Origin of the sequence: Aliidiomarina haloalkalitolerans, assembly GCF_003987315.1 — a bacterium.
GTDB lineage: Bacteria > Pseudomonadota > Gammaproteobacteria > Enterobacterales > Alteromonadaceae > Aliidiomarina > Aliidiomarina haloalkalitolerans.
In genome coordinates this window covers 39,106-52,069 of sequence record NZ_PIPI01000007.1, presented here as the reverse complement: position 1 = coordinate 52,069, position 12,964 = coordinate 39,106, and the positions used below count along the sequence as shown (strand labels likewise).

The following is a 12,964-nucleotide window of genomic DNA, read 5'->3' as shown; positions in this document are numbered from 1 at the left end:
ATTAGAAGAAAAGTTTACGGCAAAAGCATGCGATAAGAAACCGATTCCACACGGTTGGGTGGTTTGTTTGTCTGCGCTTGCTCAGGTAAACTTGGGCGGATTTTAACACTGATAACAACAACGAAGGTCTTTCTATGAAGAAAGCATTTAAAGTCCCGCATACGCTCACGTTGCTTTTCGGCATGATGATCGTCGCGATGATTGCGACTTGGATAGTACCCCAAGGGTTTTTCCAAACTGAATTAACCGAGAGCGGTCGTAGCGTCGTCGTTCCTGGTACTTATGAACTTGTTGAAGAACGCGAGTTACTCACGCCATGGCAATTACTGACAGCGGTTCCGCGGGCATTCGCTGCCGCTCAAGACATTATCTTCTTTGTCTTTATTGTCGGTGGTGTACTGGCAATTGCGCGCCGCACAGGTACAGTCGACGCCTTAATTGGTCGCTTACTTGAGAAGCACCGAGATCGCCCTGAAAAATTAATTTTCATGGTTATATTCTTCTTCTCCCTCGCATCCGGCGCTATAGGTACGGCCGGTGAGTACATTCCCTTTGTCTTGATTCTTGTGGCCTTGTGTAAAGCCATGAAGCTCGACAGCATGACCGCGGTGGGGATGACGGTGGCTGGCTATGGTGTCGGTTATGGGGTGTCGGCGTTTAACCCATTCACCGTTCTTATCGCACAAGGCATTGCCGAGGTACCACCATACTCAGGCTTGTGGCTACGCCTGGCAATTATTCTGCCGTTCGTGTTAATTGCCTTCCACCACGTGTGGAGTTACGCCAAAAAAGTCAAAGCCGACCCGTCACAATCGTTGGTTGCCGACTTACCTTGCCCACTTAACGGTCAGGAGCAAGCAGCTTACCCACAACTTAACGGTCGCCATCGCCTAATTCTTGGCACCTTCTTGGTCACCATTGCCATCGCCATCTACGGCATTTCGCAATACGGTTGGTATCTCTATGAACTAGGCGCCTGTTTTGTTGGTTGGGGCTTGCTGATTACCGTGCTCGGTCGCCTCAAGTTCGACGAAGCGGCCGATAGCTTCATTGAAGGTGTCAAAGACCTGACTACCACCGCCGTTTTAATTGGTATTGCTCGTGGTATTGCGCTAATTCTTGAAGACGGACAGGTGCTGCACAGTATCGTCAATGGCCTGTCGATGCCGCTGTCACACGTTCCAGCCGCACTATCGGCGGTCGGTATGCTGATTATTCAGACCATTCTTAACTTGTTTGTGCCATCGGGTTCGGGTCAGGCATTTGTCACCATGCCACTCATGGCACCGCTGAGCGATCTGGTTGGCGTACCGCGCCAAGTTGCAGTTTTGGCTTACCAGTTCGGTGACGGTTTCTCGAACATGATCGTACCAACCAATGCCGTACTCATGGGGATCATCGGGATTGCCGGTGTACCTTACGACCGTTGGTTCCGCTTCTGTATGCCGTTGCTGATTAAACTCATGCTCGCTTGTACTGTGGTGCTCGTACTCGCGGTTATCTTCGGTTATGGTGCTGATTACCAACCGGAAGTCACTGCGATGGTACTCGAAAGTTCATTGCAGGCACACATCGGCTAAGTCGAAGTTATGCTAAAATGGGCCCTGCCAATTTGGTGGGGCCTTTTTTTTGAGAAGTTGCTATTAATAAAAATTGAGTCGAAAGGAAATGATTGGGTGAGCGCAGAACACAGCACCGGAAAAAGCACGGCAACAAACACAGCAGCGGTCTATGATGTCATTGTCATTGGCGCTGGTGCGGCCGGCCTTATGACCGCCATAACCGCCGCCAACCGGGGTCGCTCGGTACTATTACTCGACCATGCCAAACAGGCGGGCAAGAAGATTCTCATCAGTGGCGGTGGTCGCTGCAATTTCACTAACCTGTATGCCAGTCCTGAGAATTATTTGTCGCAAAACCCTCATTTCTGCAAGTCAGCCTTGAAACGCTACACTCAATGGGACTTTATTGCGCTTGTTGATAAACATCAGATTCCTTGGCATGAAAAAACCCTCGGCCAGTTGTTTTGCGACCACTCTGCCAAAGACATCGTCAATATGTTGCTCAGCGAATGCCGCCAAGCTGGTGTGAAAGTCCAATTGCGCACGGAAATTTTCGGCGTCAGTAACCAAAACGAAGGCTATCAACTCGCGACAAGTCAAGGTGACTTCCAAGCTAACAAACTGATTGTTGCCTGCGGTGGTTTGTCGATGCCAAAACTGGGCGCAACCCCATTCGGTTATAAGCTGGCAGAACAATTCGGGCATAGCATTATCCCTGTCCGTGCGGGCTTAGTACCATTTACCTTGCACGAGCGCGACAAAGAACAACTAGCGGAGCTGTCTGGCGTAGCTACTGATGTTGTTGCCAGTAATGACCGTACTTCATTTCGCGAGGCACTTTTGTTTACTCACCGCGGTGTGAGCGGTCCAGCGATTTTACAAATCTCATCGTATTGGCTGCCGGGTGAAAGAGTCTCCATTAACCTCCTTCCAGACCAAGATCTATACAGCTGGTTGCAGGAAGCGAAACAATCGCAGCCCCGGGTGCTGCTGAGCAATGCCCTCAGTCAATTATTGCCCAAACGCTTAGTGCAGGTATTAGCTCGTTACGCGGGTTGGCCCGACCAACGCCTGGCCGATTTGAGCAATTCCACCATGCAAGCCATTGCGCACAGCCTCAATGAATGGCCACTGCTGCCAAATGGCACCGAAGGCTATCGCACTGCAGAAGTGACGTTAGGCGGCGTGAATGTCGATGAAATCAGTTCAAAAACCATGGAGAGTAAGTTACAGCCTGGTTTGTTCTTTGTCGGTGAAGTCCTCGACGTTACCGGTTGGCTCGGTGGCTATAACTTTCAATGGGCCTGGAGTTCTGGCTGGGTAGCAGGTCAGTCGGTTTAATGGATGCTACGGATAAAAAAAGGCGCTACCGGAGTAGCGCCTTGTGTTTTAGCTGTCGGATGACTTGAGCACAATGTCTATCAATCTTCCGGATGGCAAGCAACAAGATGAAGAATCATGTTGATTGGGTCACCGTCAACTTCTTCTTCGAAGAAGATGGTGTTTGCACCCTGGGTATTTTCCCACTGGAATGTAAAGCTTCCATTAGCAGCAACATTGCTAGGGTAGCCAGTACCGGCAAATAAGTGCGCCTCAGTGAAGTACATGCCTGCATGAGCATAGACATCGACTGTCAGTAGGCCAGAAGTGCTAAAGCTATAGTTGATGAAGCCAACATCGACGCCTTTAGAAGTGTCATTCTGACCAGCACCTGCCCAAATGGTAGCTGATTGGTTATAAGTTCCTGCGGCAATACCTTCGATTGCCCAACCCCAACGATTTGCTTGACCAAGCGTATTTAACTCAACATTGCCGAACGCATAAGCGGTTTCACAAGTCATGTCACCTGGAGGTGGTGGCGGCGGTGTATCGCAAGAGGCTTGATAGGTGAAATAAGTCGCCCAATTACCGCGCTGAACGAAACGATTACCATCAGCCCACGCGGTTTCGCCACCTGAAGTGTTTGCATGCAATGCAATGTAGAATAGTGAATCGCATGTCGCACCAAAGTCAGACAGCGGGAACGTATAGGTGTACGTATTGTTCTCTGGCACGCCGGTATACGGGAAGTGACCAATAATCGGGTTACCTGGACGATTCGTCGGAATATCCGACTTACTCAATCCAAGTGCCAATTGCGTATCATAAATATCCCAACCATTATGGCCTGTGACTGTGATTGTGATTTCATCGTTGTCGTTAGACACACAGACTTCGCCAGCATCATTGTGCTGACCCGCCCAAAGTGTTTGACATTGTTCTTCTGCTGCAGCTGGATTTGCAATGAACATCAGTGCAGCAAGCATGACTGATGAACAGAGGGGGGTTAATAGTTTCATAAAAATGCCTTCTTCCTATTATTAATCAATTAGTGCAACCTTTGATCACCGAATTGATTCCATTTCGCTCTGATTCCATGAACAAAATGTGCGTCATATTCCGGGCAGTTAACTATAGAAACTGTTTAAAAAAACAACTATATCTGTCAAAGATCATAGCCCTGTAACTGCTTGAAAATTGAAATGCTTTTCGCATCATCTATGACGTTTGATATACTGATTTTGATAAGAAAAGTAAAAACACAGGGGGTTTACCCTTACTAATTGAGGTGAATTCACAGGCTGGAAGGGTTTTATGGACACAAAAAAACCCCTAAACGGGGTTGGGGCGACCTCTTCCTTGAGGCCTACAAGTTCCATTTGCTGACTCGTGAGAGTTGTCCTAATTCCAATTGTTCGAAAGTGACTTAAGGGTCCATTATAAGTACTTGAAACTTTCGACTTTGAGCATACCGTATCTTCGCTGCAAGCAGTTTAAATCGGTCCCTGCTCAAGTGCTTTTATCCGTTTGTCCGTCTCGTTCCATTTGAAACGAACTAAATCACACTTTCATAACTAACCTTGTGATATGAAATGTATCATAGGCTTATGTAGTGGCAAACCCTCAAATTGTTACAAAATGTTAACGTCAGCAACATCTAATATTGGTTTCTATTCATTAAGGAATTCTTTAATTATTTCATGATGTTGCATGACACCATAAACACCATCCAAATGCCCCCAGTCGCCTTCAAGCGGTAAAAATGTGACATCTTTTTCGTGCTCTTGTAATAATTGATACAGACGTTCACTTAAATAGGGCTGTAATAGCAAGTCATTTGCGGCTGGGAGCACGAGGGTTTTCGCTTCGACCCGAGCCAACCCCTCGTCCAGCGTTTCACCCATGCCTGCAAGAAAGAGCTGATTTGCGCGAATTAAATATAAAACATGGTTCGCATCGGCGTACTGCGCGCGCATCGCTGCTAACCCACGTAACTGTTCGACAATTGAGAAATTATTACGAATATCTTGTAACGGGGCTGACTCACGAGCCGATGTGGCCGCATAAAGCTGATTTACAATACGCGGGTGCAATGAACCTAATGTGATCATGCCTAATGTCGTTTGCAATCCCTGTTGCGGAGCTTCTCCGCCGTAATAATCACCACCGTTCCAGTTTTGATCGAGTAAAATAGGTTGCGCCCACTGCTGCAAGTTGGCAATCGTCCACGGGTCGGCCTCGGCCATGCCAATCACATGAATCAGTCGCTCGACTTGGTCAGGATAAGTGACTGCCCACTCCAGCGCCTGCAATGAACCCATTGAAGCACCAATTACCGCATGCAGCCGCTCAATACCTAGCGACTCGAGCACAAGCTTTTGCACGTTGACGAAATCACGAATGGTCACGACCGGGAAGTCTAATCCATAAGGTTTGCCAGTGGCCGGGTTAATACTTGCTGGTCCGGTTGTTGTCACATTCGGGTTATGAGGCTCTTGGTTGACTAACGTGTCCACACTGATCACATAAAATTTATTCGTATCGATGGTTTTACCCGGCCCAATTAATGCATCCCAATAGCCAGCTTGGGGGTCATCTGCGCTGTATTTACCGGCCGCATGACTATTACCAGAAAAGAAATGGGTGACCAAAATCACGTTGTCTTTCTGTTCATTGAGTTGTCCATAAGCCTCCCAGCCAACTTGCACTTCGGCAATGGTTTCGCCACCGAATGTCACAAAGTCAGTGGTCGTAAATACTTGCTTCTCAACCAGCGGGAGTTCTGCAGCCAATGATGTATGAACACTCAAGAACAAAGCGAAACTAAATAGCCAAATCTTCTTCATGAGGTTTTTCCTTGTGTACTTAAATAATGAAAGTATTGGTCGCGTAAGTCATTTTTACGCACTTTACCCGTGCCTGTCTTCGGCAATTCAGCAACAAACTCGACCGCGTCCGGTAACCACCACTTAGCAATTTTACCGTGCAAGTATTCGAGTATGGTCGCTTGGTCCGCCTGCATGCCTTTGTTTAAGACCACTAGTAATAATGGCCGTTCATCCCATTTGGGATGTTTCACACCCACCACAGCGCATTCATTCACAGCTTCGTGCAAACTGACAATGTTTTCGATTTCTAATGAACTGATCCACTCGCCGCCACTTTTAATAACGTCTTTCTTCCGGTCAACCACGCGCATGTATCCTTGCGGGTCAATCACCGCAATGTCACCTGTAGCTAACCACCCATTCGGGAAACTACTCAGATCATCGTTCTTATAGTACTGGCTGCAAATCCAAGGCCCACGTACGCGCAATTCACCCGAGCTTGTGCCATCGTGTGCGACGGGCTGGTCGTCAGCGTCAAAGATGTCCATCTCCACCCCAAACGCAGCGCGGCCAGCAGTGGTTTGTAATTCATAGCGCTGTTCCTTGGGCAAGGCGAGTAATGCCGAAGTTGGTGGCAATGAAGTCGCCAGCGGTGCTGTTTCGGTCATACCCCAAATTGGTTGCCAATAAACGTTGTAGCGTTCGGCATACGTTCGAACCATGCCAATAGGTGACGCAGCGCCGCCGACACATACACGTTCGAGTGGCGTGACCGTTATTTCTTGTTCAGTTAGATAATTGTGCAAGGTTAACCATATCGTCGGTACGCCGAGTCCGACATTAACTTGTTCAGACTTTATTAGCTCCCACATACTGGCACCGTCCATGCCTTTGCCCGGCAAAACCAGCTTACTGCCAGCCAGTGGCGCCGCATAGGGTGCGCCCCATGCGCTCGCATGGTACATAGCGACCATCGGCAGTAGCACCGTATCGCTCTGTAGGTCTAACAAAGCACGGGACACCGTTGCTTGGGCATGAAGTACAAGAGCACGGTGCGAGTACAAGACGCCTTTCGGGTGACCTGTGGTTCCTGAGGTATAACACAATGACGCCGCGCTGTTCTCATCAAAGCGCGGCCAAGTGAATGTGTCTGGTTGTTGCTGCAAAAGCTCTTCATAGCAGAGCGCGTTGGCTAACGATGTTTTCGGCATCGTCGCTGAGTCAGTCAGAATCACGTAACCACGCACCGTCGGGAGTTGATCTTGAATCGCTTCGAGAATGTCCACAAAACCGAGGTCGACGAAGACATAACGGTCTTCCGCATGGTTAATAATGTACTCAATTTGCTCGCTGAATAGGCGTGGGTTCACCGTATGCAGCACCGCGCCGATGCCAGACACGGCATAATATAACTCCATGTGGCGGTACGTATTCCACGCTAATGTCGCAACGCAATCACCGGCTTGCACGCCCAACTCCGTCAGCGCATGCGCAAGCTGACCTGTGCGACACCAGCAGTCGGCATAGGTATAGCGATGAATGTCGCCCTCAAGTCGCCGACTGACAATTTCCTGTTGTGGAAACGTTTTGCGACCAAAATCGAGTAAATCGATCACGAGCATCTGAGTCGTCATCATATTACCGGCGAATTGACCTTGAGAATCGGTAGGTGATTTGTCCTCAACTACACTCTGCATGGGCTTACCTCTTTCTACTGCTCGAACTTAAAAGAAATTAAATAATGCAATTGCCAGCGACAAGCCGACCATGGGTACCACGACGGTTACCGCGCCCACAGCCCAATAAGCGTCTTTGTGTGTTTCATTACAAATACCGCGAATGGTGGTCACGACGTAGCCGTTGTGTGGCAGTGAGTCGAGTGCACCAGAGGAAATTGAAACAACCCGGTGAAGTTGGTCTGGGCTAACACCGGCGGCCAAATAATGTGGCCCCACTTCTGGTAGCGCAATCACCTGACCGCCGGATGCGGATCCCGTTAAGCCAGCGATGACGCTGACTGCCACCGCGGCACCAACTAGCTCATTGCCGGGCAGTGACGTCATGGCCACGACCGCTGTTTCAAATGCGGGGGTAACGCGGGCTACCGCGCCAAAACCAACCACAGCCGCGGTGTTACCGATGGCAACTAGGGCGCCAGTGGTTGCCCCTTGCAGGGCATTTTGCATGTCGTGAAAGTATTTCCAATTAATCACCATGAGGGCGATGACACCGCCGGCCAAGGCAATGATCAGCGCCATTTGCGCGTATTCTTTGTGGAAAATAAACGACAACGCCAATACCACAACCAGTGGAATTAAACCGGTAATCGGGTGCGGACGCCGGCGGTCGAGTAGCACGGGATCGCCTACGCGCTCAACAAAATGCTCACCGCGGTCTACCGCTTTATTGATGATCTTCATGAGCCACCAATATCCGAAAATCGCCATGAATACCGCCACCACTAAACTCACTTCCCAAGCGGCATATGGACTGGTGCCGAGATATTGAATTGGAATCCAATTCTGAATTTCTGGTGAGCCGGCCGAGGTCATGGTGAAGGTGACGGAACCAAACGCTAAAGCGGCAGGAATAAAACGTCGGGGTAAGTTTGCGTCTTTAAACAAGCTCAGCGCCATCGGGTAAACAGAGAAGGCAACAACAAAGACACTGACACCACCATAGGTCAAAATGGCACAAGCTAAAACAACGGCCAGTACCGCTTGTTTTTTACCCAGACGAGTAATAATCCACTCAGCAACGCTATCCGCGGCGCCCGTGTCTTCCATGAACTTGCCGAAAATTGACCCCAGCAAAAACATGAAGAACCAAGAAGCGACAAAGCCTGAAAAGCCGGCCATGTAGTTTTCAACAAAGTTAATGTCACCCTGAAACACTGGTATGCCGCTGCATAATGCAACGACTAACGCGCAAAGCGGCGCACTGATAAACAAGTTCCAACCTCTGAGGGTTAAAACAATCAGTAGCGTCAGTCCCCCCACCAATCCAATCATGCTCAACATAGATCAACCTCTATGGTTTTTATTATTTGTTAATAATCTGTTGTCACGTATTGTCGTTCAAGTTACCTCATCTACCCATAGTACTATGGTACAGGTCACAAATTGGTCAAATTACGCTAATGTTCTGCCTGAAACAAAAAAATAACACCTGTAAACAGGATGACCCTTGGGGGAGCACAAAATGAACAACAACAAACCACAGCAGTTTCGTCGCCACCTTTGCGCTGTTGCCGTAACCAGCGCTTTGTTTGGCATGGCCATGCCCGCCATGGCGCAAGATAATGCGAGTGAAGATGAAGAGTTACGCCGATTAGAGCGCATTCAAGTAACCGCCCGCCGTACCGTTGAAAACCTACAAGAAGTTCCGGTGTCAGTTAGCTCATTTAGCGATCAGGACATGGAACGGGTTGGGTTGACTGATATTACTGAACTTCAACAACGCATGCCGAATACCACTATGCAAGTGAGCCGCGGCACCAACTCGACACTCACCGCCTATATTCGCGGTATCGGTCAACAAGATCCGCTTTGGGGCTTTGAGCCTGGTGTTGGTATCTACATCGATGACGTTTACATTGCCCGCCCACAAGGTGCAGTGTTAGAAGTCTTCGATGTTGAGCGCGTGGAAGTATTACGTGGACCACAGGGTACGCTTTATGGCAAAAACACCATCGGTGGTGCGATGAAGTACGTCACGCGCCAGCTCACCGGTGATAACGAATTTAGTATTCGCGGTACGGTGGGAAGCTATAACCAGCGCGACCTGCATTTGTCAGGGCAAACCGCACTCAGCGATACCTTCTATGTGGGCGCTGCATTCGCGACATTAAATCGCGATGGATTCGGTGAATACCGCAATACCGGTGACGATAACTACAATAAAGAACTGCAAACTGCACGTATTAGTGCCATGTGGTTACCGTCAGACACGGTTCGCGTTCGCTTTGCTGCTGACCGTACTGAAGACGACTCGAATAGTAAAGGTGGTTACCGCCTTACCCAGAGCCAAGTCACCGGCCAAATGCCATACGACAGTGTGTATGACTCAGACACGGCAATGCCGGTTGATAATTTCGTGAAAACCGAAGGTATGTCGTTAACGGTCGATTGGGAAATTGACGAAAACTGGTCATTCAAATCAGTCACGGCAAAACGCGAAGGTTTCACCGACACCAATATCGACTTCGACTCCACACCGCAGCCGACGCTTTTAGTGCCTGCGATTTATGAAGATGAACAGTTCACGCAAGAGTTCCAGTTTAACTACCATAGCGACAACCTGCGTTTCGTTGGTGGTTACTATTATTACGACGGTGAAGCATGTGGTGTGTTTGGCACTGTTCTTGGACTTCTCGGTGTCACCGTAGAAAATGGCGGGTGTGTGGATACCAAGAGTCAAGCGGTATTTGGCCAAGGGACATATCGCTTTGACGATCAATGGTCATTGACCTTAGGTGGCCGCTATACCAAAGACGAAAAAGACGCGAATGTGCAGCGCTTCACCTACTTGGGTATGAAGTATCCAGGCCAAGACGTGGGTGCGCCGCTAGTGGTGAACTCTGACTTCGAAACCTCTGCAGATTGGAGCCGTTTCTCACCGCATGTGAGCGTTTCTTACCAAGCGAACCGTGACCTGATGTATTACGCCAGCTACAGCAACGGCTTTAAATCAGGCGGTGTCGATATGCGTGCCGATGTCTCGTTAAACCCTGACGCGCGTAATCCGTACGATCCTGAAATTGTAGACACTTTCGAGTTTGGGATAAAAAGCGAATTAATGAACGGTTCCGTTCGTTTAAATGCAGCAGTGTTCTACTCTGACTATCAAGACATGCAGGTTACTGTTCAGCGAGCTGTAGCAGCAGGCGTAGCATCTCAAGTATTGAACGCTGCTGATGCAACCGTACAAGGCTTCGAAATTGAGTCAATTGCACGTTTAACTGACACCTTCTCGATGAACTTTACGCTTGGTTACGTCGACGCAAGCTTTGACAAGGTTGAGTTCTTTAACCCGAATACTCAACAAGTTGAAGACGTCTCTGGTATTTGGTCATTTGCGAATACACCGAAGTGGAGTGCGAACATTGGCTTCCGTCAAGACTTCGGCAATGTCTTTAATGGCGAACTGGTTTGGTCTGGAAACGTTGCCTACCGCAGCGAGACTCAGATCTTCGAAGTACCTTCAATGCTCGATATGGGCGCATATAGCATCGCCAATACCAGCTTAATGTGGTACCACAACCAAGGTCAGTGGCATGCGGGTCTGCACGTTAAAAACCTATTTGACAAAGAATACCGTTTAGCAGGCTACAACTTTGCAGCGCCACGTGATGCCCAAGGCAACATTATCGGAGCTGGCTTAGGTGGTGAAGATACCATCGTTGGTTACTACGGTAATCCGCGCCAAGTGTCTTTTACGGTTGGCTATCGGTTCTAATTCCATAGGGTAGTTTCTCTGGACTGATTACCACCGTTATGTACACGCATAGCGGTGGTTTTTTTTCTTGAAGGCTCAAGGCGTTATGTCACTGTGATATTTGCAGTTCACCGCCACTTGCGGTACAACACGGGTTCAGTTCCTATGAAAAAGTCGACGTCTATGGCCAGAGCCATTATTGCAGATGACCACCCTTTATTCCGCGCCGCATTGCAGCAAGCGTTAGCCAATACGCTAGGAACAGATGTGCTCGAAGCAGAGAACTTTACTGAGTTGCAAACCATGCTGGAACAGGAAAGGCAACTCGAACTGTTATTCCTCGACCTCAACATGCCAGGTAATCGCGGATTGACCGGACTCACCGCCATTCGCAATCAATTCCCTGATGTTCTTGTTCTCATTGTTTCTGCCAATGAAAGCATCGACGTGATCCGTCGAGCCATGGCCTTTGGTGCCAGTGCCTATGTACCGAAATCTGCACCACTGCCGATGTTAATCCAAGCGGTAGAAACCGTTCTCGGTGGTGATAGTTGGCTACCTGAGCATCTGCGCGATGAACTCAAGCGCCCAGTTAGTGCAGAAAACCAAGATTTTGCGGCAAAACTCGAGCAGCTAACACCACAGCAGTTTAAGGTTTTGACCTGTATTGCCGACGGCTTGCTCAATAAGCAAATTGCTTATGAATTGGATGTGCAAGAAACCACGATTAAACAACACGTTTCTGCCATTTTACGTAAGCTGGGTGTGATCAACCGCACGCAAGCCGGCGTTATCTTTCACGACATGCTGAAAGCCGACGAAGAAGTCTAAAGTCAAAAACGACAAATAAGTCTTTAACGCTGTATTTGCTGTCGCAACTCCGCACAGTAATCACGCTCCGGAAGCGCCGGAACAAATAAAATATAATCCGCCGGTGCTTTACCATTGTAGCGATCAGCTAGATATTCCGCCGGATTCTCGGCGACACCCACGGCAACAAAAATAATTGTGGTAAAGGGTAAGTCTTCAGGTAGCCACACTGGCACACCATAATCCGCTCGAACATGACCAGCCCCAGCAATGAAAACACTGACCTTCTGAGCCACGCTGTGACGTTCAAGTTGTCTGGCCATAAACTGGTCACGGGCAATTTGCATGGCAACCATGGGATCGGCTCGGTCGGCTGGGAATAAATTGCAGTGGCTCGTTACCACTAAGTCAGCGAGAAATGCCGAATGACTCTCCGACAGTCGCTCAATCGTCTCACTTTCTTCTCGTACAGCTTGTTTTTCGGTGATCGACAAGTCACCTGCTAGCAAACGGTCGCCAAAATTTAACGCAGCTGTCACCTGTTGATAATAATTCACCCACGGCCAACCGCGTTCTGGCCAATTCAGATCAGCCGGTCGCACATCTGCAGGATCGCCTTGCCATTGATCAATCGCTTCTTGCTGGTCGGTGGCAATCATCTCCATCGCTACATTACCGAGGTTGTCACCACTTGCAATACGTTCAATGAACCAGCGTTGCAGTTGATGATGGTCAGGGTGGTCATGCTGTTCGCCCAATAACAACCACCCTGAGCGAGGCAAGGTTTGGCGAAAGTCTTGCCAGGTCACAAAGGTTTCATCGTCCACCCGCCATAACTGACCGACGAGCGGGTGATCCTGACGGACCTCCGCAAGCCAATGTAACTCATGCCAACGATTTTCTGTTTGATCACCTACTTCTTTAACTGAGTCGTCATCCGCCGCACTTGTTATCGCGGTGAAAAATGTGAATATGCTGAAAACAACCATCCATTTGCGCATACTTCCC

At 48.9% G+C, this 12,964-nt stretch carries 9 protein-coding genes; 4 read left to right on the top strand and 5 right to left on the bottom strand.

The window, feature by feature from the left end; translation table 11 throughout:
* Positions 1-134: 134 nt before the first annotated feature.
* Together CWE06_RS09620 and CWE06_RS09615 are read left to right on the top strand one after the other, a co-directional pair.
* Positions 135-1,580, top strand: a complete 1,446-nt coding sequence (locus tag CWE06_RS09620; protein WP_126793550.1) for a YfcC family protein — start codon at positions 135-137, stop codon at positions 1,578-1,580.
* Between the two features lie 96 nt (positions 1,581-1,676).
* The gene (locus CWE06_RS09615; RefSeq protein ID WP_275065576.1) at positions 1,677-2,903 is read left to right on the top strand and encodes a BaiN/RdsA family NAD(P)/FAD-dependent oxidoreductase; all 1,227 of its coding nucleotides are present in this window, start codon (positions 1,677-1,679) and stop codon (positions 2,901-2,903) included.
* An 80-nt stretch (positions 2,904-2,983) separates the two neighbouring features.
* Here the strand turns inward: CWE06_RS09615 and CWE06_RS09610 are convergent, their stop codons facing one another.
* The 4 genes from CWE06_RS09610 to CWE06_RS09595 form a co-directional block, all read right to left on the bottom strand.
* Positions 2,984-3,901: a hypothetical protein gene (locus CWE06_RS09610; RefSeq protein WP_126793547.1), complete on the bottom strand. Its 918-nt coding sequence runs from the start codon at positions 3,899-3,901 to the stop codon at positions 2,984-2,986.
* 651 nt (positions 3,902-4,552) lie between these two features.
* A complete protein-coding gene (locus CWE06_RS09605) occupies positions 4,553-5,728 on the bottom strand; it encodes an E22 family MetX-like putative esterase (RefSeq protein WP_126793545.1) in 1,176 nt (391 codons plus the stop codon).
* Positions 5,725-7,407 (bottom strand): long-chain fatty acid--CoA ligase, encoded by a 1,683-nt coding sequence (locus tag CWE06_RS09600; RefSeq protein WP_126793543.1) that lies wholly within the window; start codon positions 7,405-7,407, stop codon positions 5,725-5,727. The genes CWE06_RS09605 and CWE06_RS09600 overlap by 4 nt, the downstream gene beginning before the upstream one ends.
* 27 nt (positions 7,408-7,434) lie before the next feature.
* Positions 7,435-8,730, bottom strand: coding sequence for a GntP family permease (locus CWE06_RS09595; protein WP_126793541.1), 1,296 nt, complete (start codon positions 8,728-8,730; stop codon positions 7,435-7,437).
* 181 nt (positions 8,731-8,911) lie between these two features.
* Between CWE06_RS09595 and CWE06_RS09590 the strand changes: the two genes are divergently transcribed.
* Together CWE06_RS09590 and CWE06_RS09585 are read left to right on the top strand one after the other, a co-directional pair.
* Complete coding sequence (locus CWE06_RS09590; protein ID WP_126793539.1) at positions 8,912-11,167, top strand: TonB-dependent receptor; 2,256 nt, start codon at positions 8,912-8,914, stop codon at positions 11,165-11,167.
* Between the two features lie 162 nt (positions 11,168-11,329).
* On the top strand, positions 11,330-11,977 hold the full coding sequence (locus CWE06_RS09585; protein WP_126793537.1) for a response regulator: 648 nt from the start codon (positions 11,330-11,332) through the stop codon (positions 11,975-11,977).
* Between the two features lie 23 nt (positions 11,978-12,000).
* Here CWE06_RS09585 and CWE06_RS09580 read toward each other — a convergent pair whose 3' ends face one another.
* The gene (locus CWE06_RS09580) at positions 12,001-12,957 is read right to left on the bottom strand and encodes a ChaN family lipoprotein (protein ID WP_126793535.1); all 957 of its coding nucleotides are present in this window, start codon (positions 12,955-12,957) and stop codon (positions 12,001-12,003) included.
* Positions 12,958-12,964: the final 7 nt, after the last annotated feature.